Origin of the sequence: Luteimonas deserti, assembly GCF_013425765.1 — a bacterium.
GTDB lineage: Bacteria > Pseudomonadota > Gammaproteobacteria > Xanthomonadales > Xanthomonadaceae > Luteimonas > Luteimonas deserti.
On the sequence record NZ_JACCJZ010000016.1, the window covers coordinates 13,667 to 36,171 of the forward strand.

At 69.6% G+C, this 22,505-nt stretch carries 20 protein-coding genes; 8 read left to right on the forward strand and 12 right to left on the reverse strand.

Annotation, left to right across the window (positions count from 1 at the left end):
- Window positions 1-41: 41 nt before the first annotated feature.
- The 10 genes from H0E82_RS08405 to H0E82_RS08450 all read right to left on the reverse strand — a co-directional run bounded on the left by H0E82_RS08405 (window position 42) and on the right by H0E82_RS08450 (window position 10,813).
- Window positions 42-665, reverse strand: coding sequence for a hypothetical protein (locus tag H0E82_RS08405; RefSeq protein ID WP_180545017.1), 624 nt, complete (start codon window positions 663-665; stop codon window positions 42-44).
- 62 nt (window positions 666-727) lie between these two features.
- Entirely contained in the window at window positions 728-2,029 is a 1,302-nt protein-coding gene (locus tag H0E82_RS08410; protein WP_425600330.1) for a citrate synthase, read from the reverse strand.
- Window positions 2,030-2,257: 228 nt separating this feature from the next.
- Complete coding sequence (locus H0E82_RS08415; RefSeq protein WP_180545019.1) at window positions 2,258-2,509, reverse strand: type B 50S ribosomal protein L31; 252 nt, start codon at window positions 2,507-2,509, stop codon at window positions 2,258-2,260.
- Between the two features lie 70 nt (window positions 2,510-2,579).
- Window positions 2,580-3,518 (reverse strand): nucleoside hydrolase, encoded by a 939-nt coding sequence (locus H0E82_RS08420; protein ID WP_180545020.1) that lies wholly within the window; start codon window positions 3,516-3,518, stop codon window positions 2,580-2,582.
- Between the two features lie 378 nt (window positions 3,519-3,896).
- On the reverse strand, window positions 3,897-5,996 hold the full coding sequence (gene recG / locus H0E82_RS08425; RefSeq protein ID WP_180545021.1) for an ATP-dependent DNA helicase RecG: 2,100 nt from the start codon (window positions 5,994-5,996) through the stop codon (window positions 3,897-3,899).
- Window positions 5,997-6,015: 19 nt separating this feature from the next.
- Complete coding sequence (locus tag H0E82_RS08430) at window positions 6,016-6,399, reverse strand: RidA family protein (protein ID WP_180545022.1); 384 nt, start codon at window positions 6,397-6,399, stop codon at window positions 6,016-6,018.
- Between the two features lie 69 nt (window positions 6,400-6,468).
- Window positions 6,469-8,637 carry a RelA/SpoT family protein gene (locus tag H0E82_RS08435; RefSeq protein ID WP_180545023.1) on the reverse strand — a complete coding sequence of 723 codons (2,169 nt, stop codon included), beginning with the start codon at window positions 8,635-8,637 and terminating at the stop codon, window positions 6,469-6,471.
- A gap of 151 nt (window positions 8,638-8,788) precedes the next feature.
- On the reverse strand, window positions 8,789-9,091 hold the full coding sequence (gene rpoZ / locus H0E82_RS08440; protein WP_096210490.1) for a DNA-directed RNA polymerase subunit omega: 303 nt from the start codon (window positions 9,089-9,091) through the stop codon (window positions 8,789-8,791).
- A 137-nt stretch (window positions 9,092-9,228) separates the two neighbouring features.
- On the reverse strand, window positions 9,229-9,846 hold the full coding sequence (gene gmk / locus H0E82_RS08445; RefSeq protein ID WP_180545171.1) for a guanylate kinase: 618 nt from the start codon (window positions 9,844-9,846) through the stop codon (window positions 9,229-9,231).
- Between the two features lie 106 nt (window positions 9,847-9,952).
- Window positions 9,953-10,813, reverse strand: coding sequence for a YicC/YloC family endoribonuclease (locus tag H0E82_RS08450; RefSeq protein WP_180545024.1), 861 nt, complete (start codon window positions 10,811-10,813; stop codon window positions 9,953-9,955).
- Window positions 10,814-10,916: 103 nt separating this feature from the next.
- Between H0E82_RS08450 and rph the strand changes: the two genes are divergently transcribed.
- The 7 genes from rph to pepQ all read left to right on the forward strand — a co-directional run bounded on the left by rph (window position 10,917) and on the right by pepQ (window position 18,160).
- Window positions 10,917-11,645 (forward strand): ribonuclease PH, encoded by a 729-nt coding sequence (gene rph, locus H0E82_RS08455; RefSeq protein ID WP_180545025.1) that lies wholly within the window; start codon window positions 10,917-10,919, stop codon window positions 11,643-11,645.
- A complete protein-coding gene (locus tag H0E82_RS08460; protein WP_180545026.1) occupies window positions 11,642-12,034 on the forward strand; it encodes a VOC family protein in 393 nt (130 codons plus the stop codon). The genes rph and H0E82_RS08460 overlap by 4 nt, the downstream gene beginning before the upstream one ends.
- Window positions 12,031-12,636 carry an RdgB/HAM1 family non-canonical purine NTP pyrophosphatase gene (gene rdgB, locus H0E82_RS08465; protein WP_180545027.1) on the forward strand — a complete coding sequence of 202 codons (606 nt, stop codon included), beginning with the start codon at window positions 12,031-12,033 and terminating at the stop codon, window positions 12,634-12,636. Before H0E82_RS08460 ends, rdgB begins: the two co-directional genes overlap by 4 nt.
- A gap of 58 nt (window positions 12,637-12,694) precedes the next feature.
- Window positions 12,695-13,852 carry a radical SAM family heme chaperone HemW gene (hemW, locus tag H0E82_RS08470; RefSeq protein ID WP_180545028.1) on the forward strand — a complete coding sequence of 386 codons (1,158 nt, stop codon included), beginning with the start codon at window positions 12,695-12,697 and terminating at the stop codon, window positions 13,850-13,852.
- Between the two features lie 267 nt (window positions 13,853-14,119).
- A complete protein-coding gene (locus tag H0E82_RS08475; protein ID WP_180545029.1) occupies window positions 14,120-16,411 on the forward strand; it encodes a DUF1631 family protein in 2,292 nt (763 codons plus the stop codon).
- Window positions 16,408-16,749 carry a PilZ domain-containing protein gene (locus H0E82_RS08480; RefSeq protein ID WP_180545030.1) on the forward strand — a complete coding sequence of 114 codons (342 nt, stop codon included), beginning with the start codon at window positions 16,408-16,410 and terminating at the stop codon, window positions 16,747-16,749. The genes H0E82_RS08475 and H0E82_RS08480 overlap by 4 nt, the downstream gene beginning before the upstream one ends.
- A 61-nt stretch (window positions 16,750-16,810) precedes the next feature.
- Window positions 16,811-18,160: a Xaa-Pro dipeptidase gene (pepQ, locus tag H0E82_RS08485; RefSeq protein ID WP_180545031.1), complete on the forward strand. Its 1,350-nt coding sequence runs from the start codon at window positions 16,811-16,813 to the stop codon at window positions 18,158-18,160.
- 118 nt (window positions 18,161-18,278) lie between these two features.
- On the opposite strand, the gene H0E82_RS08490 is transcribed toward pepQ, so the two are convergent.
- Window positions 18,279-19,607 (reverse strand): aminopeptidase P N-terminal domain-containing protein, encoded by a 1,329-nt coding sequence (locus H0E82_RS08490; RefSeq protein ID WP_180545032.1) that lies wholly within the window; start codon window positions 19,605-19,607, stop codon window positions 18,279-18,281.
- 1 nt (window position 19,608) lies between these two features.
- On the reverse strand, window positions 19,609-20,160 hold the full coding sequence (locus H0E82_RS16810) for a UPF0149 family protein (RefSeq protein WP_425600331.1): 552 nt from the start codon (window positions 20,158-20,160) through the stop codon (window positions 19,609-19,611).
- A 108-nt stretch (window positions 20,161-20,268) separates the two neighbouring features.
- On the opposite strand from H0E82_RS16810, the gene H0E82_RS08500 reads away from it, so the two are divergent.
- Window positions 20,269-22,503, forward strand: a complete 2,235-nt coding sequence (locus H0E82_RS08500; protein WP_235974242.1) for a putative bifunctional diguanylate cyclase/phosphodiesterase — start codon at window positions 20,269-20,271, stop codon at window positions 22,501-22,503.
- The last annotated feature ends 2 nt before the right edge of the window (window positions 22,504-22,505 follow it).

Below are 22,505 nucleotides of genomic sequence, written 5' to 3' on the forward strand. Positions count from 1 at the left end.
GGAAAAGACGCGAAAGAGCCCCGACCTCGGCGGTGGCGAATTCAGTCGGCTACGATCTGCGCGCTCGAGCCAGTGCCGAAAACGCGTGCTCGCGCGCCGACCCGGAGGCGATCCGCACTGGGTGCACGGATCGCCGATTCGCTGCCGTCGTCGAAACGCAGCATCACCATATAGGCGGTCACCATGGCCGCCCCCGGGGCTGCGGCAGCGCCGCCGACCACGTCCTGCGTGGCGCTGCTGGCCACGTCGTAGGCCTCGTACGAGTATTCGCCGGTCACACGGGACGCCGCGCGCCCTGCCACCCGACCCAGCGCGCGTCCGAAGGCGCCGCCTGTTCGCGTCGGCGCCGCCTGCTGGGAGGTGGATGCCGGCACCTGCACCGGCGTGATCCCGGTGATGACGCCACTACGGAAGGACATTTCCTGTGCGGCCGCGGGCAGGCCCGCAAGCGCCAGACCGCACGCGACGACCGCGCCCCATACCCATTTCGTGAACATCAGTGCATTCCTCGCCAGACAGGACCGGATGGGCGTCTTCGCTGCGTCGATCCGGCGCAGCGCGTCCGCTTCGAGACAGGAGTCTGGGGTGCATCGGGCTGAAGGACTGCCGGGACCCGGCGCATCGGCGAGTAAGAGTTCCCCCCAATGCAAACGACGCGGCCGCATGCGAAAAGGGCGGCCCGAAGGCCGCCCCAGATCCCGCTTGCGCTGCCGGACGTGAGCCCGGGTCAGCGGCGATCACTGCCGACGTAGTCGCGGACGTCGTAGCCGGTGTAGATCTGGCGCGGACGGCCGATCTTGGCCTCCGGATCGACCTGCTGTTCGAGCCAGTGCGCCACCCAGCCTGCGGTACGACCGATCGCGAACATCACCGTGAACATCTCGGTCGGAATCTTCAGGGCCTTGTAGATGATGCCGCTGTAGAAATCGACGTTCGGATAGAGCTTGCGCTCGACGAAGTAATCGTCCTTCAGCGCCGCCTCCTCGAGCTTCATCGCCACGTCCAGCAGCGGATCGTTGATGCCCAGCTCGCCGAGAACCTTGTGGGTCATCTCGCGGATGATCTTCGCGCGCGGGTCGAAGTTCTTGTAGACGCGGTGACCGAAGCCCATCAGACGGAACGGGTCGTTCTTGTCCTTCGCGCGCAGCACCGCCTTCTCGACGTTGTCGGCAGTGCCGATTTCCGCCAGCTGCTTGAGCACCGCCTCGTTGGCGCCACCGTGCGCGGGGCCCCACAGCGCGGTGATGCCGGCCGCGACGGACGCGTACGGGTTGGCGCCGGTCGAACCGACCAGGCGCACGGTCGAGGTCGAGGCGTTCTGCTCGTGGTCGGCGTGCAGGATGAAGAGCAGGTCCATCGCCTTGGCGACGACCGGGTTGAGCTCCAGCGGCTCGCTCGGCACTTCGAACATCATGTGCAGGAAGCGGTCGACGTAGTTCAGGCTGTTGCGCGGATAGCGGATCGGCTGGCCGATCGAGTAGCGGTATGCGGCCGCGGCGAGCGTCGGGACCTTGGCGATCAGGCGGATCGCGGCGAGGCGGCGCTGCTCGGGGTCCTGCAGGTCAAGCGTGTCGTGATAGAACGCCGACATCGACGCGACCGAGGCCGCGAGCATCGCCATCGGGTGCGCATCGTGGCGGAAGCCCTGGAGGAAGCTCTTGAGCGACTCGTGCATCATCGTGTGATGCGTGACTTCGTGCTCGAACTTCGCGAACTCGTCGGCGGTCGGCAGCTCGCCGGCCTGCAGCAGGTAGGCGACTTCGAGGAAGCTCGACTTCTCGGCCAGCTGGTCGATCGGGTAGCCGCGGTAGAGCAGCACGCCCTCGTCGCCATCGATATAGGTGATCGCCGACTTGCAGCTCGCGGTGGCGGTAAAACCGGAATCATAGGTGAAGCAGCCGGTCTCCTTGGGCAGCTTCGAGATGTCGATGCAGGGATTGCCGAGCGTGCCGTGCAGGACGGGCAGCGTCACCGCCTTGCCGGCGGCGTCGAGGGTGACCTGATCGAGCTTGGAATTGGATTCAGACACTCTGGAGCTCCTCATTTCTCCGGACGTCACACCATCCGGCCAGGCGGGCGCGGCGTGGATGCCGCAACGCGTCAATTATCGCATAGGGCCCAATGCCCCGCCCTCCGCGCGGCATTGCACGAAAGTCGAACATGACCAAGCCGCCCCGTCACGGGGACGCCGTGACGTAGCGGGAAACCAAACACAAACGGCCGCCCGGAGGCGGCCGTCGCACGACACGACGCGGACTTACTTCGCGTAGCGCCGGCGGAACTTGTCGACGCGACCGCTGGTGTCGATCATCTTGTTCTGGCCGGTGTAGAACGGGTGGGTCGCGGACGACACTTCGATCTTGATCAGCGGGTATTCGTTGCCATCTTCCCACTGGATCGTTTCCTTCGCCGTGGAGGCGAGGGTCGAGCGGGTCAGAAACTTGAAGCCATCGGACGTCACGTCCTGGAAGACGACTTCACGGTAATCGGGGTGGATGTCGGCCTTCATGGCGGGCACCAAATTGCGCAAGGGAAGAGCGGCATTTTAGCCCGCGTCGCGCCGTGGCGCAAGCGGGCTGTCAGCCGGCCTGGAGCGCCTCCCGCACCAGGGTGTGGAACCGGGCGCGGTCGTAGCGCAGCAGAATGACGGCGTTGTCGGCGCGCCCGAGCTGCCGCTGCCAGTCGACGATGGTCGCGCCGCGTGCCGGCCCGTGCTCGAGCACCACCTCCACCGGCCGCTCGGCGGTCTCCAAGGCCCCGTCCGGCGCGAGCAGCCAGGCCATCGCCAGCGCGTCCGCCGAATGCCACTCGTCGCCGCGCCGATCCGCGGACCACTCCCGCGTCTTGCGCGAAATCGCTTCGTAGAAGCGTGCGCGCTCGCCTCCATCGCGCATCCAGCCCAGCACCTCGTCGTGCGGCAGGCCATGCGCGACGGTCGCCTCCCAGTCGGAGAGCTCGAAACGCGGGAAGGCGGCGAACACGATGCAGGCCGCCTCGGGGTCGAAGTACACGTTGAATTCCGCCGATGGCGTGATGTTGCCGTGGCCGGTGACCGCGCCGGCCATCGTCATGAACCGGGCGATGCGCGTCGGCAGCGTCGGATCCAGCTTCAACGCCAGCGCGATGTTGGTCAGCGGCCCGAGCGCGATGAGGACCAGTCGGCCCGCGTGCTCGTGCGACAACCGCAGGATGGCCTGCGCCGCGTGTTCCGTTTCGGCAGCGCGCGCGGCCTGCACGTAGCCCACGTCGCCGAAGCCGTCATTGCCGTGCACATAGGCCGCGTCGGGCGCGGAATGCAGCAGCGGCGCCGCGCACCCGGGGAAGACCGGGACGTCGCTGCGGCCCACCACCTCGCACAGCTTCAGCGCGTTGGCCGTCGTATGGGCGAGGCCGACATTGCCGGCAGCGATCGTGAGGCCGACCACCCGATGACGGGCGTCGGCGAAGGCGAGCATCAGGGCCAGGGCATCGTCGACGCCCGGGTCGGTATCGATCAGCAGCGGAATCGTTTCGGTCATGCGTCATTATGGCGGGCGCCATGCGCCCGCGCGACGGCGACGGCGCCTGGACCGGTTTCCAGGCTGCCGCATAGTCCAATGCGTCGCCGCCGACCGCTGGCGCGAGCGACGGGCCGCCTACCCCGAGCGCTTCACTGCAAGACGTTCGAAGGGTCGTCCTCCGCCCAGGCGCGAGGCGGTGAACAGCCGTTCCGGCTGCCGGCTCGCCCTGTCTGGCCCGCGTCGGCGTTGCCGCGCCGCGCCGCGCAGGGCGGCCGTCAATCCGGAGCTATGCCGGGCAGACGACACCCACACGCAGACTGTCTCCCCTGCCCGCCCCGGTACGGCCGTCCAGGCAGGGAAGGCCACGGTGCGTGGCGGACGACCGTTCGACGCGGATCAGGCCGCGGCGAACCGTGACGCACCGCCGACCCAGCGCTCGACGATGGCATCGGCCGCTTCGGCGTCCGCGGCGAGCAGATGCGCCCCGATGTCGTGCACCAGTGGCAACAGGTCGGCATCACGCGCCAGATCGGCCAGACGGAACTCGACAAGCCCGGTCTGGCGCGTGCCGAGCAGTTCACCCGGCCCGCGCAGGGCGAGATCCTTCTCCGCGATCAGGAAGCCGTCGGTGGTCTCGCGCATCGTATCGAGGCGCTCGCGGGCGGTCCGCGACAGCGGTGCCTGATACAGCAACACGCAACTCGACGCTTCGCTGCCGCGCCCGACCCGGCCGCGCAACTGGTGCAACTGCGCCAGGCCGAGGCGCTCGGCGTTCTCGATCACCATCAGGGATGCATTGGGTACGTCGACACCGACCTCGATGACCGTGGTGGCCACCAGCAGATCGCTGTCGCCCGCCTTGAATGCCTGCATCGCGGCTTGCTTGTCCGCGGGGCGCATGCGCCCGTGCACGAACCCGATGCGCAGCCCGGGCAAGGCACCGGAAAGCTGGTCGTAGGTGCTCTGCGCGGCCTGGGCCACGACCTCGTCCGATTCGTCGATCAGCGTGCAGACCCAGTAGGCCTGCCGTCCCTGGGCGCAGGCGGCGCGGATGCGTTCGACCAGCTCGGGCCTGCGCTCCGCGCTGAGCACGACCGTCCGTACCGGCGTACGGCCCGGCGGCAGCTCGTCGATCGCGGAGACATCGAGGTCCGCGTACGCGGCCATCGCCAGCGTGCGCGGGATGGGCGTCGCGGTCATCACCAGCTGATGCGGGACGCCGCCACCGCGGGCTCCCTTGTCGCGCAGGGCGAGGCGCTGATGGACACCGAAGCGGTGCTGTTCGTCGACGATGGCCAGCGCCAGCGCATGGAAGCGCACCGCCTCCTGCATCAGGGCATGCGTGCCGATCACCATCTGCGCGGCGCCCGACGCGATCTCCGCCGAGACGGCCGCGCGCGCGCGCCCGGTCACCTTGCCGGCCAGCCAGGCCACGCGCACGCCAAGCGGTTCCAGCCAGGCGCCGAGGTTTCGCGCATGCTGTTCGGCGAGGAGCTCGGTGGGCGCCATCAGCGCGGCCTGCTGGCCGGTGTCGATCGCCGCCAGCGCCGCCAGCGCCGCCACGACCGTCTTCCCGCTGCCGACATCACCCTGGACCAGACGCAGCATGGGTCGCGGCTGCGCGAGGTCGGCCAGGATCTCCAGAAGCACCCGCCGCTGCGCCGAGGTCAGGGCGAACGGCAGGGTCGCCTCGAATCCGCGCGCCAGCCGCCCGGGGCTCAGCACCGGCGCGGCATACGCCTGCAGTGCGATGCGCTGCCGGCGCAGGCTGAGGTGGTGGGCCAGCATCTCCTCCAGCGCCAGGCGCCGTTGCGCCGGATGCCGCCCTTCGATCAAGGCAGCCAGATCGGCATCGGACGGCGGGCGGTGGACCGCGAGCAGCGCATCGCGCAAGGCGGGCAGTCCCAGATCCGTCAGCAGATGCTGCGGAATCAGCTCGAGCGCCTGACACTCGGGCAGACGCTCGAGCGCATGCAGAATCAACCGGCGCAGGACCGCCGGGCCTACACCGTCGAGCGCCGGATACACGGGATCGAGCGCGTCGCCGAGAACCGCGCCTTCCGGCGCGTCGACGACCCGGTAACTCGGATGCACGATCTCGAGCCCGTGCTGCCCAGGCCGCGGCGTGCCGTAGCAGCACAGCCGGGTGCCGACGGCGAACTGGGCCACCTGGGCGGCGCGAAAATGGAAGAAGCGCAGCACCAGGGAGCCGCCCGAATCGTCCGAGATCGCGACACGCAGCATCGGCCGTCGACGGAAGCCGCGATCCACCGCGTCGACCGTACCCTCGACCTGCGCCGGCACGCCGCCGCGCAGATTGCGGATCGGCACGATCCGGGTGCGGTCCTCGTATTGCCGTGGCAGATGCAACCAGAGATCGCCCACCGTGCAGAGCCCGCGCGCAGCGAGCTTTTCCGCTACCTTGGGACCGACACCGGGCAGCGTCGACACTGGCGCCGATCCGGCCGAGGACAGCCTGGGCGCAGGCAGGCTCATCGGATCCGCCGCAGCGCGATCAGCCCAGCACCATCACCGCATCGACTTCGAAGCGCGCCCCCTTCGGCAGTGCCGGCACCTCGATGGTCGAACGCGCCGGGTACGGTGCGTCGAAGTACTCGGCCATCACCGCATTGACCTCGGCGAATTCGCCCAGGTCGGTCACGTACAGCCCGACACGCACCACGTCCGCAAGGCTGCCGCCCGCCGCCACGGCCACCGCCTTGAGGTTCTCGAACGCACGCCGCGCCTGGGCCGTGATGTCACCGTCGACGAGCGCGCCGGTGACCGGATCCAGCGGGATCTGTCCCGAGAAATACACCGTGTCGCCAGCGCGCACGGCTTGCGAGTAGGGACCGATCGCGGCGGGCGCGTTCGAGGTGCTGACGGGCGTACGGGACATGCGCGGAACTCCGGCGTGGCGGGCGGGAGCCTAGTCTAACGGTCATGTCGGTCGCCCGAAGCCGTCCGCCTACATGCGTTGCACGCCGTGCACGACCGGGAGCCGGCGGGTCTTGCGGATCACGTCGGCGAGGTGCTTGCGCCCCTTGACCTCGATCGAGAAGCGGATCGCGGCGATCGTGCTGTCGCGTTCGAGGTAGTCGACGCCGTCGATGTTGGAATGCGCGCGCGCGATCGCGGCCGCGACCTGGGCCAGCACGCCCGGGTGGTTCTCCACCTCGATACGCAGTGCGACGCTGTAATCGCCGACCACCTCGCGGTCCCAGTCGATCGACACCCACCGCTCCGGCGATTTGCGGAATTCGGCGACGTTGGGACAGTCCATGCGGTGCACCACGATGCCGCGCCCGGTCGTGTGGTAACCCATGATGTCGTCGCCCGGGATCGGCGCGCAGCAGTTGGCGAACGTAATCACGCCGCGCTCGTCGCCGCGGATGCGGATGGTCTCCCCGGGCCTGGCCATCTGTCCCTTGGCCTGCGCACCTTCCTGCGGCGCCAGCGCCAGCGCGACCTGTGCCGGCATCCAGTTGCCGAGCGCGATGTCGGCCATCAGGGCTTCGAGACGCGGATAGCGGGCTTCCGCGAGATAGGCATCGAGACGCTCCTGCGGCAACCGGTCCAGCGATGTGCCCAGCAGCTCCAGCGCGCGATCGAGCATGCGATGACCGAGCTGCACCGCGTCCTCGTGCTGCAGGTATTTGAGCTGCGCGCGGATCGCGGTGCGCGCCTTGCCCGTCACCACGAACTCCAGCCATTGCGGGCGCGGCGCCGAGGACTTCGCGGTGACGATCTCCACCCGCTGCCCGCTGGCGAGCACGGTCCGCAGGGGCACCAGCTTGCCGTCCACGCGCGCGGCCACCGTCTGGTTGCCGATGTCCGTGTGCACCGCGTATGCGAAATCCAGCGCAGTCGAGTTGCGCGGCAACGACATGATGTCGCCCTTGGGCGTGAACAGGTACACCTCGTCGGGAAACAGATCGACCTTGACGTTCTCGAGGAACTCCAGCGACGAGCCGGTGGCGCGTTGTGACTCGAGCAGCCCTGCGATCCACGAATGCGCGCGAGACTGCGCACTGTTGGGGCCTTCGCCGCCGTGCTTGTAGGCCCAGTGGGCTGCGATGCCGCGCTCGGCGATGAGGTCCATTTCCTCGGTGCGGATCTGCACCTCGATCGGCGCGCCGTACGGTCCGAACAGCACTGTGTGCAGCGACTGGTAGCCGTTGGCCTTGGGAATGGCGATGAAATCGCGGAAGCGGCCGTCGAGCGGCTTGAACACCGAATGCGCGATGCCGAGCGCGTGATAGCAGTCGGCGGCCGAGCCCACGATGATCCGGTAGCCGAAGACGTCCATGACCTGGGTGAAGGTTTTCCCCTCGCCCTGCATCTTGTTGTAGATGCTCCAGGGTGATTTCACCCGACCGACCAGCCGGTACTGCAGGCCCGCGCTGGTGAGCCGCTGCGCCAGCTGGGCCTCGATGCTGGCCAGCGCCTCGCGGCGCACCAGAGGCTGGTTGCGGATGCGCTTTTCGAGCACGGTGTGCCGGATCGGGTGCAGCGCATGGAAACCGAGATCCTGCAGCTCGGCCTTGATCTTGTTCATGCCCAGGCGCTGGGCGATGGGCGCGTAGACCTCCAGTGTCTCGCGCGCGATGCGCTCGCGCGCCGGCCCCGGCTGGGCACCCAGTGTGCGCATGTTGTGCAGGCGGTCGGCCAGCTTGATCAGGATCACGCGCAGATCGCGTGCCATCGCCAGCATCATCTTGCGGAAGCTCTCGGCATCGGCTTCCTGGCGGCTGCTGAAATTGAGCTTGTCGAGCTTGGTCACACCCTCGACGAGCTCGGCCACGGTTTCGCCGAACGCCTCGGACAGCAGGTCGCGGGTGAGCGGTGTGTCCTCGATGGTGTCGTGCAGGATCGCGGCGACCAGCGTCTCCACGTCCACCTTCTGCTCGGCGAGCACGCCGGCCACGGCGACCGGATGGGTGATGTAGGGCTCACCCGACTTGCGCGTCTGGCCGGCGTGAGCGGACGCGCCCACGGCCCAGGCGCGACGCAGGCGCGCGCGCTGATCGGCGGGAAGATAGAGCGTGGCGCGCTCGAACTCGCGGACGTAGCCCGGCAGCGCCTCGTCGCCGGGCACGTCGGGCTCCAGGAGGCTGGCGGTGTGCGCTGGCGTCATCCCCGAAGCCTACGGGCCTGGTCGACATTTGGGAACCACGTCGCACGCGCGCGGATACGGCCAGTTCCGGGCACCGGATACGCGACGGCCCCGCGAAGGCGGGGCCGCTGGCAACGCATGGCGCGACGGACGAGGCCGTCGCTCGGGACGCTTACAGATCGTCGCCCTTCGCCATGTCCTCGTCGGCGACCACTTCGGCCGCAGCCCATTCCAGCGCCTCGCGCTCCTTGCGCTCGCGCTCGGACTTGTCGACGGCATCGATGAACGGCTGGTCGATGCGGCGTGCGGCAATCTCGCGCAGCGCCAGTACCGTCGGCTTGTCGTCGTTCTCGCTGTTGTCGAGCTGCGACTCGACGCCGTTGGCGAGCTGGCGCGCGCGCTTGGCGGCCATCATGACCAGCTCGAAGCGGTTGTCGACGACTTCCAGGCAATCTTCTACGGTGATGCGGGCCATACGGGCTCCCGGCGACCGGCTCGGCCGCGCGAATCAGGAAAAGGGGTCGACCATGGTACGGCCCCGCACAGGGGCACGCAAGCGCCCGCCCGAAAAATCAATGACTTGCCCTGCTCGGCCTGGGCGTCGTGGGTGCGTCAGGCACCCGACAACAGACGACCGATCAATCCGCCGTGGCGCAGGGTCTGGCGCTCCCGACGCAGGCGGCTCGCGCGGAAGATCGCGCACATGTCGGCCACGGCGGTCTCGAAATGCTCGTTGACGACCACATAGTCGAACTCGCCGTAGTGCGACATCTCCTCCTGCGCCGCGGCGAGGCGCTGGGCCATGACCGCCTCGCTGTCCTGGCCCCGCTTGCGCATGCGCTGGTCGAGGGCCTCGCGAGACGGCGGCAGGATGAACACGCTCACCGCATCGGGCACCTTCTGCCGCACCTGGCGCGCGCCCTGCCAGTCGATCTCCAGCAGCACGTCCTTGCCCGCCGCGAGCTGCGGCTCGACCGACTGCCGCGCGGTGCCCTTCCAGTCACCGTGGACCAGGGCGTGCTCGAAGAACTCCCCGGAATCGATCATCTGCTGGAACACGTCCTTGCCCACGAAGTGGTAGTGCTCGGCATGGCGCTCGCCCGGACGGGCCAGCCGCGACGTGAAGGAAATCGACAGCGCGATGTCGGCGTCGTGCGCGAGGCAGGCGTTGACGATGCTCGACTTCCCCGCGCCGGACGGTGCGGCGACGATGAACAGCGTGCCGCGCATCGGCGGCGCGCTCGCGGAAACCTGGGGTTCGGAAGGCGTCACGCCGGTCTCCGACGCTCGGAAGGCCGCGCATCGTACCGTTTTACGCCCGCCGCCGCTGGACCCCTTACTCGATGTTCTGGACCTGCTCGCGGATCTGGTCGATCAGCACCTTGAGCTCGACCGCCGCCTGGGAACTGCGCCGGTCGACCGATTTCGAACCGAGGGTGTTGGCTTCACGGTTGAATTCCTGCAACAGGAAATCCAGACGCCGCCCAACCGGCTCGCGCTGGGCGAGCACTCTCCGGATCTCGACGATGTGGCTGTCGAGCCGGTCGAGCTCCTCGTCCACGTCGAGCTTCTGCAGCCACAGCACGAGTTCCTGTTCCATGCGCCCCGGGTCGACCGGATGCGGCAGTTCATCGAGCCTGGCCTGCAGCTTGGCGCGCTGACCCTGCCCGATGGCCGGCATCAACGCGCGTACTTCGGCCGCGATCGCGGCGATGCCGTCGACCCGCTCCAGGATCGCGGCGACCAGCTTGGCGCCTTCCCGCTCACGGGCCGTGACGAACTGCTCGAGCACCGTGTCCAGCAGCGCGAGCGCCTCGGCCTGCAGGGCCACCGGATCGACGCCGCGCGACTGCAGCACACCGGGAAACTGCAGCAGATCGGTCAGGCTCGCGCGCAGCTCGGGAAAGCTGCCACGCAAATCGCCGGCCAGCCCCTGCAGCTGCGCCAGCATCGCGCGGTTGATCTGCAGTTCGCCGCCGCCCTCGACCGCGCGCAGGCGCAGGCCCAGTTCGACCTTGCCACGCGAGACCCGGGCCGCCACCCGTTCGCGCAGGGCCGGTTCCACCGAACGCAGCTCGTCGGGCATGCGCGTGCCCAGCTCGAGGAAGCGGTGGTTCACCGCACGTACTTCGCACGCCAGCGTGCCCCATTCGGTGCTGCGCTCGCCGGATGCGAAAGCGGTCATGCTGCGGATCATGCGGTCGGCCACTGCAGAAAACGGCGGACGAGTATGCCTGACCGCCCGGACCGGGCGCGGCCCGACCGCGGTAGAATGCGCTGCCGTTTTGCGGCGATCGCCCATGTCCGAGTTCTCCCGTCCCGATGGCCGCGCGCCCGACCAGCTGCGTGAGGTGCGTTTCGAACGCGGCTACACGCGCCATGCCGAGGGCTCGGTTCTGGTGAGCTTCGGCCAGACCCGCGTGCTGTGCACCGCCAGCGTCGAGAACCGCGTACCGGCGTTTCTGCGCGGCAAGGGCGAGGGCTGGGTGACCGCGGAGTACGGCATGCTGCCGCGTGCCACCAACACCCGCAACGATCGCGAGGCCGCGCGCGGCAAGCAGGGTGGCCGCACGCTGGAGATCCAGCGTCTGATCGGCCGCAGCCTGCGCGCCTGCGTCGACCGCAAGGCCCTGGGCGAGCGGACCATCACCCTCGACTGCGACGTGCTGCAGGCCGACGGCGGCACCCGCACCGCGGCGATCACCGGCGCTTACGTCGCCCTCGTCGATGCGATCGCCGTGCTGCGCGCGCGCCGCGACATCAGCCGCGATCCCGTGCATGGCGCGATCGCCGCGGTGTCGGTGGGCATCTACCGCGGCGTGCCGGTGCTCGATCTCGACTATGCCGAGGACAGCGACTGCGATACGGACATGAACATCGTCATGAACGACGGCGGCGGCTTCATCGAGGTCCAGGGCACGGCCGAAGGCCACGCGTTCCGGCGCACCGAGATGGACGCGATGATGCAGCTGGCCGAAACCGGCGTCGCCCGGCTCGTCACCCTGCAGCGCGAGGCGATCGCGGGATGACGCGGCGCATCGCGTTGACCACGCTGCTGGTGGCGGATTACGACGCGGCCATCGAGTGGTACACGCGTGCGCTGGGCTTCCGGGTGTTCGAGGATCGCCCGCTCGGTGAAGGCAAGCGCTGGGTGCGCATCGGCCCGGGCGATGCGGAGGCTGCATCGCTGCTGCTGGCGCAGCCCGCCAACGAGGCCCAGCGCGCGCGCGTCGGCGACCAGACCGGTGGCCGGGTCGACCACTTTCTCTATACCGACGATTTCCAGCGCGACCACGCGGCGATGACCGCCGCCGGTGTGACCTTTCTCGAAACGCCGCGCCACGAGCCCTACGGCACCGTCGCCGTATTCCTCGATCTCTACGGCACCAGATGGGATCTGCTGGAGCCCGCGCCATGAACACGCTCGTCCTGGCCAGCGGCAACGCCGGCAAGCTCGAAGAACTGCGCGCGATGCTGGCCGACCTTCCATTGACGATCGTGCCGCAGCGCGAGCTGGGCGTGGACGACGTGCCCGAGACCGGCACCACCTTCGTCGAGAATGCGTTGATCAAGGCGCGGCACGCATCGCAGGTCACCGGCCTGCCGGCACTGGCCGACGACTCCGGTCTGATCGTCGATGCGCTGGGCGGCGCGCCCGGTCTCCACAGCGCGCGCTACGCCGGCAGTCCCACCGACGATGCCGCCAACAACGCCAAACTGCTGCGGGCGCTCGACGGCTTGCCCGAGGCGCAACGCACGGCGCGGTTCTACGCGGTGATCGTGCTGCTGCGCCACGCCGAGGACCCGCAGCCGTTGATCGCCGAAGGCACCTGGGCAGGTCGCATCCTGGACGCGCCGCGCGGCCGCAATGGCTTCGGCTACAACCCGGTGTTCCTCGATCCCGCGCGCGGGCTGTCGGCGGCAGAGATGGCGCCGGAGCAGAAGAACCGGATCAGCCACCGCGCACTGGCGCTGCAGTCGCTGCGCGACCGGTTGGCGTCGTCGGGCCTGCCCGGCTGAGCGATCGTCGCCGCGCGCACTCCGCCCGCCGCCCACAGCCCTTCGTCCCCTCGTTCCGATGCTGATTCCGCCGCCCCTGTCGCTGTATGTGCACCTGCCCTGGTGCGTGCGCAAGTGCCCCTACTGCGACTTCAATTCGCACGAGTTCAGGGGCGGCACGCCGCCGTTCGACGCCTACGTCGACGCGCTGCTCGCCGATCTCGACCAAGACCTGCCACTGGTCTGGGGCCGCAGCGTGCACAGCGTGTTCTTCGGCGGCGGCACGCCGAGCCTGTTTCCGGCCGACGCGATCGAGCGGATTCTGCAGGGCGCATCCGCGCGGCTGCGCTTCACGCCGGAGGCCGAGATCACGCTGGAGACCAATCCCGGCACAGCCGAACACGGCCGCTTCGAGGACTACAGGCGCGCCGGCGTGAACCGGATCAGTTTCGGCATCCAGACCTTCGACGACGCCACGTTGAAGACGCTCGGCCGCATCCACGACGGTGCGCAGGCGTCCGCCGCGGTCGCGCTGGCCCGCGACGCCGGCTTCGACAACTTCAACCTGGATCTGATGTACGCGCTGCCCGGCCAGACCCTGGCGATGGCGGAAGACGATGTGATGCGTGCGATCGAGCTTGCGCCGACGCACATCTCGCACTACCAGCTCACGCTCGAGCCCAACACGGTGTTCGCCGCGCGCCCGCCGGGCGGGATTCCCGACGACGATCTCGCCTGGGACATGCAGGAGCGCTGCCAGGCGCTGCTGGCCGACGCCGGGTACGCGCAGTACGAGGTGTCCGCGTATGCGCGCGCAGGGCGGCAATGCGCGCACAACCTCAACTACTGGCGCTTCGGCGACTACCTGGGGATCGGCGCCGGCGCGCACGGCAAGCTCACGCTGGGAAGCGAGCAGGCCATCGCACGGCGCTGGAAACAGAAGCATCCAACCGCCTGGCTCGCCACGGCGGGGACGCCGGCGTCGATCGGCGGCGACGAGCGCATCGCGCCCGAGCGCCGTCCCTTCGAATACATGCTCAATGCCTTGCGCCTGGCGGAAGGGTTCACGCTCGCCGCGTTCGAAGCGCGTACCGGGCTGCCGGGCGACGCCATCCACGCGCGCCTCGCCGTCGCGGTCGACGCCGGGTGGCTGCATCTCGAGGGTGATCGTGTCGTGCCGACGCCGTTGGGGCAACGCTTCACCAACGATGTCGTGGCGCTGTTTCTGGAGGATTGACACCGCACCCCATCGCGCGCGACCGGAGCGGATGCCGCATAAGCACATCTGCGTGATCCCTGGAGCGTTCAGGGCAGGCAGGCGTGGCGAACGCGTCGGGAGCTTCGCAGCGCCGGCACAGGTGGGTCGGGACCGGGGCGGCACGGCGCCCCTTTCCGGGCAATCGCGTCTTCCGGCGCTCGTGATCCGGATGGGCTCGCACGCGATGCTGGCCCCGATCCCGGCGCCGTGATAATAGTGTGACGAGTGCCCCATCCTGCGACAGGTATGTCCGTCCAAGCCAGCGCGTCCCCGCCCCGATCGCTCGCCGCTTGCGGGCTTCCTTCGCGCGTGCGGCGGACGCTCGAACGGGCGCTTGCGATGGTGTCCGAGGAGCTGGATCACCCGCTCAATGCGCTGCTGCACGAGTTCGAGCAGGAGCTCTTCCGGCTGGCGGACCAGGCCCGCAACCCGGGTGTCGGGTCGGGCCACATGGCCACCCTCCGTGCCTTCCGCGTCAACCGGGCGGACCTGGTGCCGCGCTTTCTCATGGCGCTCGAGAGTTCGCTGGCGGCCGTGCGCAGTCCGGCACTGCCCGTGGCTCGCACCTCCGCCCAGGAGACCTCGCGAGCGGCGGGGTTCGGCGCCTTGAGCCTGGTCGACAACGCCGTGATGGACGAGGACACCGTGCTGCGCGAGATCGCCGCGCGCCAGGAAGGTCGCGCCAACCTGTCGCTGCATCTGCTCGGCCAGCGCTTCGGCGTGCTCGCCGGCGCACCCGCCTTCGACGGCGAGCGCCTGCCGCTCGGTCCGCAATGCGTCTGCCGCGCGCTGGAGACAGCTGCCAAGGCGCTGGAGATCGAGCACGATGCCCGGCTGCTGCTCTACCGGATCTTCGACCGCGAGGTGATGGCCGGCTATGCGCGCGTGCTCGAGCGGCTCGATGCCCAGCTTGCCGACAGCGGCATCCTTCCCGCACTGACCTTCGTGCCGATGCGCGTCCGTGCCACCGCCGTGGCACCGGACGAGGAACCCGCGACGACACCCGAACGCCGGCGGCCCGAGACCGTGCCCCGGCCGCAGTCTGCCAGTGGCGCGCAGCGCCCCTACACGGCGTGGGCACCGGGCGTGCAGGCCGCGGCCGAGCCGGAGGACGAAGACCACGAAGCCGCCTACCGGACGCTCCAGCAACTGATGTCGGGACGGCGCGAGCTCCTGCGCAAGTTCAGGCCCGGCGGCGAAGCGCGGGCCCGGCTGCAGCAGCTGCCCACCGGCGATGTCTCGAGGGCGCTGCTGCAGCTGCAGACCCAGCCGCTCGCGCCGGGCAAAGCCTCGCGCAATCTTGCCGAAGTGCGCCGCTCGCTGCTCGCACAGGCACGCCAGCGCGACGGCGAGCCCGCCACGCTGGCGCCGCAGGACGAGGACGCCTTCGAACTGCTGGGCATGCTCTACGGGCACATCGAGGACGAGATCCGCCACGAGGCGCCGGCCGCCGCGCTGGTGCGCGAACTGCAGATCCCGCTGTTGCGCGCCGCCCTCCAGGACCACTCGTTCTTCACCCGCAGGCAGCATCCCGCCCGCCAGCTGCTCAATACCGTGGCCGAGAGCGCGGCCAGCTGGCACGAGGAATCGGCGTTCGATCCGCGGGTGCAGGCGGTACTGCGCCAGGCGGTCGCCCACGTGGTGCGCAACTACGAACACGACGTCGGCGTGTTCGAGGAAGGCAATGCCCAGGTCGAGGCGCAGCTCCAGGCGCAGGCGCGTACGGCCGAACTGCAGGAGCGGCGCCATGTCGAGGCCGCGCGCGGCAAGGAGCGTCTCGAGGCGGCCAAGCTGCGGGCGGGGGCATTGATGCGCGAGATCCTCGGCGACCAGCGCCTGCCACGCTTCTCGCGCGCGCTGCTCGACCAGGCCTGGGCCGATGTGCTCACCCTGACCCTGCTGCGCCACGGCGAGACCTCGGACGAGTTCCGCCAGCAGCTCGGCGCAACCCGACGCATCGTCGACGCCGCGGTCTGCCCGGAGCTGCCGGCCGATCCGGAGCTCGCCACCCACGTCGAGGCCGCACTCGGCCAGGTGGGCTACCACGGCGGGGAGGCCGCGGTGATCGCCCAGCGACTCACCTGCCACCGCGCCGATGACGACGACAGCGCGGCTTCGCGCACCGAGCTGGCGCTGAAGCTGAAGGCACGCACCCGCCTGGGCGAGGACAACGACCGCGCACGCCGTCCCGCCCTGCCCCCGCGCACGCCCGAGGAACAGGCGCAGCACGAATACCTGCGGACGCTGCCCTTCGGCACCTGGATCGAGTTCACCACCAACCAGCAGGGCGACGTCGTGCGACGGCGCATGTCGTGGTTCAGTCCGATCACCGACCACGTGCTGTTCGTCAACCAGCGCGGGCAGCGCAGCGGCGAGCAATCGCTCGATGCGGTCGCGCGACTGATGGCGTCGGGCAACGCGCGCGTCGTCACCCAGGACCGCGGCCATCTGGTCGACCGGGCCTGGCAGGCCGCGGTGAGCGCGCTGCGCAGCTTCGCCGGGCGCGGCGAAGCCAACGCATCCGGAGCCCCCGCATGAGCCAGGAATTCCGACGCGCCCGCCGGCGCAAGGCCTCCGACGTGATCCTCGTGACCGATGCGATGACCGACCGTGTGGTCGGGCGCGTCGGCAACCTGTCGGAGACCGGCATGCTGCTCATCGCGGGCGAGCCGCTGATGGAAGATGCGCTGTACCAGTTCAGTTTCCAGCTGCCAGACGGCTCCGAGCCGGTCGAGCTCGGCGCGCACCTGCTGTGGATCGACGAGGCCTCGCTCGCCGGCAGCACCTGGGCCGGCTTCCGCTTCATCGCCACCACGCCGGCGCTGGTCTATCGTCTGCACGGCTGGGTCAACGCGCCGGGCAGCCGTTACGAGTGACACCGGCGCCGGTTCACCGGTTTGGGCACAATGGGCGATCCGCCTGCCGTCCGGGACCGCAATGCCGAGTTCACCTGCACCGTCGATCGCCGCGCTCTACGCCGACCACCTGACCGCCCTGCTCGCGCGTGCCGCCACCGCGCTCGAGCGCGGCGGTTTCGACCATCTCGTCGTGCCCAGCGGCACCCTGCACCAGCAGGTGTTCGACGACCGCGACTACCCCTATGCGGTCAATCCCCAGTTCAAGGCCTGGGTGCCGCTCACGCGCGCGCCCGGCAGCTGGCTGGTGGTCACGCCGGGCGCGCGGCCGAAGCTGGTGTTCCTGCAGCCCCGCGATTACTGGCATGTGGTGCCGGACGCGCCGAGTGGACCCTGGGTCGAGCACTTCGAGATCGTGGTGATCCGCAAGCCGGAGGACGCCCAGGCGCACCTGCCCAAGAACGCCGCGCGGTGCGCGATCCTGGGCGAGGCGCAGAGTGCACTCGGCCACTACGGCGCGTACCGGCCGAACAATCCGCAGGCGGTGGTCGACTATCTGGATTACCACCGCGCATTCAAGACGCCTTACGAGATCGCCATGCTGCGGCGCGCCTCGCAGCGGGCGGTGGGCGCGCATCGCGCGGCGGAGCGTGCATTCCGCGCGGGCGCGAGCGAGTTCGGCATCCACCTGGCCTATTGCCAGGCGGCCGGACAGGATGCGAACGAGCTGCCCTACGGCAACATCGTCGCCCTCGATCGCCATGCCGCGGTCCTGCACTACACCGAGCTCGGCCGCGTGGCGCCGGATCCGGTGCGCAGTTTTCTGATCGACGCCGGCGCCAGCCATGCGGGCTACGCGGCCGACATCACCCGCACCTATGCGCACGACACCGCGGGCGAATTCCAGGCGATGATCGATGCCGTCGACGCCGCCCAGCGCACGATGTGCGCGCAGGTCCGCGCAGGCGTCGATTACCGGCAGATCCATCTAGATGCGCATCTGGCCCTGGCCCGCGTGCTGCGCGAATTCGGCATCCTGCGGATCACCGCCGAGGAGGCCGTGGCCACGGGGGTCAGCGCGGCGTTCTTCCCGCACGGCGTCGGCCACGGCATCGGCCTGCAGGTGCACGATGTGGCGGGCTTCGCTGCGTCCGATGCCGGCGGGACGATCCCGCGGCCGGAGGGCCACCCCTATCTGCGGCTCACGCGCACGCTCGCGCCCGGCATGGTGGTGACCATCGAACCCGGGTTGTATTTCATCGACATGCTGCTGGACGATCTGAAAGCGGCCGGCAAGGGCGCGGCGCTCGACTGGGAACGTATCGATGCCTTCCGTCCCTACGGCGGCATCCGGATCGAGGACGATGTGGTCTGCACGGACGGCGCGCCGGTGAACCTCACCCGCGAGGCCTGGGCGCACGCGGCGGGCTGACGCCCGCGCCCGTCGCGCCCCGTCGCGCCTGGCGCAGTGTGCGGATGCGCGGTGCCTGCGCCGGCGAGGCACCGGTCTCCTGCGCGCACAGGCCGGCGCTTCCGGTTCCGCGGCACGGTCAGCGCGGACCTGCCATAAAGGTCTCGATCTCGTCGGCGGTCCGGGCGAGGCCGGCGGTGAGCACCTCGTGGCCCTCGCGTGTGATCAGCACGTCGTCTTCTGTACGGATGCCGATCCCGCGCCATTTCGGGTCCACCGAGGTGTCGTCGAGCGGCACGTAGAGGCCGGGTTCGATCGTGAACACCATGCCCGGCTCGAGCAGCCTCGATTCGCCTTCGATGCGGTAATCGCCGACGTCGTGGACATCCAGACCCAGCCAGTGCCCCGTCTTGTGCCGGTAGTAGCGCCTGTAGCTGCCGTCGGCGATCCGCGCCGCGCGCTTGCCCTTGAGCAGCCCCAGCTGCAGCAGCCCCTCGGTCAGGGCCTCGACCGCCGCCAGATGCCCGGCCTCGTACGGCCGACCCGGCCGCGCCTGTTCCAGCGCCGCCTGCTGGGCCTGCTCCACCACGTCGTGCAGGGCGCGCTGGGCGGCAGTGAACCGCCCGTTGACCGGAAACGTCCGCGTGATGTCGGCGGCGTAGCCGCGATACTCCGCGCCGGCATCGACCAGCACGAGGTCGCCATCGCGCACCTGTGCCCGGTTGGCGCGGTAGTGCAGCACGCACGCGTTTGCGCCCGCACCGACGATGCTCTCGTAGGCGGGTGACGCATCGTTGCGCCGGAAGACGTATTCCAGCTCGGCCTGGAGGGCATATTCATGGATGCCCGGACGGGCGGCACGCATCACCGCCTCGTGCGCCTCCACGCTGATCTTCGCCGCGCGCCGCATCAGCTTGAGTTCCTCGGCGCTCTTGAACAGCCGCATCTCGTCCAGAAGGTGGCCGAGTTCGAGGAACTCATGCGGCGGTGAGGCGCCCAGGCGCACCTGCGCCCGCACCCGGTTGAGCCAGCCGATGAGCTGCAGATCGAACTCGGTGTCGCGGCCGAAGTGGTAATACACGCGCGTACGGCCTTCCAGAAGGCCGGGCAGGATCTCGTCGAGGTCGTCGATCGGGTAGGCGTCGTCCACGCCGAGCGCATCCACCGCCCCGTCCGGGCCGATTCTGGGCCCATCCCAGCCTTCCCGCTCGGGATCCCGCTCGCGGCAGAACAACAGGGTCTCGCCGTGCGACCGCCCCGGTATCAGCACGAGCACGGCCTCGGGCTCGGCGCATCCGGTGAGATACCAGAAGTCGGAGTCCTGCCGGTACGGATGATGGGTGTCGCGGCTTCGGATGCGTTCCGGCGCCGCGGGCAGCACCAGGATGGCCTGGTCGCCCGCGAGGCTCATCAACTGTCGCCGCCGCCTGCGATACCCCGCCGCAGCAATTCCGGTGGCCGATGCCACGTCAGTTCAGCCGCTTGCGGTGACGGGCACCGAGCGCGGCATCGCCGTGCAGCAGCAGCGCAGCCACGCGCACGAATTCCTCGATCTCCGCCAGCGCGTCCTCCTCGCCTGCGTCGTCGTCTCCGTCGGTGTCGGGCTGGGCGGCCGCCAGCCGGGCGAGATCGGCCAGGGCCTCGGTGCCCTCGGGCGACAGGCCCGGCGCCGCGCCGGCAGCGAGTCCGAAGCCACCGAGGAACCCGCGGCACCAGTCGAACAGCGCCCCGCTCCGCTCGGCCAGCGAATGCTCGCCATCGGGCAGCAGCAGCGCGAATCCGAAGCTGCGGTCCTCGAGTTGCGCGGCACTGGTCACGCGCAGACGCTCCAGCGCGCCGCCTGCGTCGGGCGTCGGCAGCGCGGCGTCGGCGAGCACCGCGCCGAGCCAGTTGGCGCCGGCCTCCCCGCCGCCGGCCAGCCAGCCGCACAGTCCGCCATGCAGTTCACTCGGGCTCATCGCCAGTTGCAGCGCGCGGATCTCGGCATCGACCTCGGCAGGACTGGGCAGGGGCTCGGACACGGCATTCACTTGCGGCAGCGATCGGGGCGCCAGTGTACCAATGGGCCTCCGCGCCCCGGCGAAACCGCTTGTTGGCGCCTCCGCCGCATGTCTACACTCGCCATGCCGATGTCCCGGCGCGGAGTCCGCGTGATCGATCCCAACCAGCTCGTGGTGCCCGGTGCCGCGCTGCTCATCGCCCTGATCATGCTGCTGGTGGTCGCGGTGGTCCGACGCCGCACGAGCGAGCTGGCGTTCGCCAGCGCACTGACCGAGCGCGGCGAGCGGCTCGCGCTGGCGCTGTGGGCCAGCGGCGAGCGCTACTGGGACTATCACGTTCCGAGCGGCCAGCTCCGGCGCCTGATCGGCGTGAACCCGGATCCGGGCGGCGACGGCCTGATCGAGGACAGCATGCCGGCCGAGTCCCTGATCCATCCCGACGACCTGCCCATGGCGCGCGACGCACTGGCGCGCTACCTGGCCGATACCGACAGTCGCTACCAGATCCAGCTGCGCGTCACCGACGGGCAGGCGGGCTGGGTCTGGATGCGCGTGCGCGGGCGCGTGGTGGAGCGCGACGGTCAGGGCGCGGTGCTGCGCATCGCCGGCACCTCGCTCAATATCACCGGCACGCGCGCCGCCGAGCGCGACCGCAAGATCGCCGCCGAAGTGCTGCGCAGCATGAGCGAAGCTGTGGCGGTGATCGACGCGGACTTCTGCTTCGTCTCGGTGAATCCGGCGTTCCAGCGCATGACCGGCTACAGCGAATCCGACGTCGCCGGCCTCAACGCCGACCTGCTCGACAGCGACCAGCACGACGCCGCGTTCCACGCCCACATCCGCGCCCAGGCTGCACGCACCGGGGAATGGAGCGGCGAGCTGTGGCAGCGTCGCAAGGACGGCGAGGAGTTTTTCGCCGCGGTCGAACTGCGCACCGTGCACGACGCCGATCTCGGCACGAGGTTGCACGTGGTGGTGCTCAACGACATCACCCAGCACAAGCGCACCGAGCAGGAGCTGCGGTATCTCGCCAATTTCGACACGCTCACCAGTCTGCCCAACCGCTCGCTGCTCTCCGAACGCCTGTCACGCGCGATCATCCGCGCCCAGCGCGAGGACAAGCGCATCGCGGTGCTGTTCCTCGATCTGGACCGGTTCAAGGACGTCAACGACTCGCTCGGTCACGCAGCCGGGGATCGCATCCTGCGGGCCACCGCGACCCGACTGCAGCAGACCGTGGGCGCGCACCAAACGGTCGCGCGGCTGGGCGGCGACGAGTTCACCATCGTCATCGAGGACCTCGAGCACACCCACGACGCCGAACGGATCGCGCGCGAGATCATCACCGCCTTCGAAGCGCCGCTGCTGCTCGAGGACCGGCGCGAGATCACCATCTCGCCCTCCATCGGCATCAGCCTGTATCCCGACCATTCGCAGGTGCCGACCGAGCTGCTCAAGCAGGCCGACACCGCGATGTACCAGGCCAAGGCCGCGGGCCGCCGGACCTTCATGCGCTACGACGACAACATGGACGTCGCCGTGCGCCAGCGGGCCACGCTCTCGAGCGCGCTGCGCAAGGTGCTCGACCGCGGCGAGTTGCGTCTGGTGTTCCAGCCGCGGCTGTCGCTGGCAACCTCGCGGGTGACGGGCGTGGAGGCACTGCTGCGCTGGTCGAGCCCCGAACACGGCGACATCCCGCCCAACGACTTCATCCCGCTCGCGGAGGAAAGCGGACTGATCCTCGAGATCGGCGAGTGGGTGCTGCGCGAGGCCTGCTTGGTGCTGGGCCGGTGGCGCCAGCATGGTCTCGACGCCCTCACCGTCTCGGTGAACGTCTCGGTGCTGCAACTGCTGCGAGGCGATTTTCCCGACGTCGTGCGCCGCGTGCTGGCAGATACCGGCATCCCGCCCGGGCTGCTCGAGCTCGAGCTCACCGAGAGCGTCCTGATGGCCAATGCCGAGCAGACGGCCGCCAAGCTGCACGCGTTCCGCCAGCTGGGCGTCGCGCTGGCGATCGACGATTTCGGCACCGGCTACTCGTCGCTGGCCTACCTCAAGCGACTGCCGATCACCACGATCAAGATCGACAAGGCCTTCGTCGACGGACTGCCCAACGACACCGAGGACGCCGCGATCACCAGCACGGTCATCGCCATGGGCCACTCGCTGGGATTGAACGTGGTCGCCGAAGGGGTCGAGACCGAGGCCCAGATGCGCTTCCTCGCCGGCCGCGGTTGCGACGAGATCCAGGGATTCTGGGTGGCCCAGCCGCTCGACGCCCTGCAGTGCCTGGCCTTCATCCGCAACTGGCGGCCCGACACGCCGGCGCGCCCGGCCCCGGTCCGCGTCGCCACCCTGCCTTGACC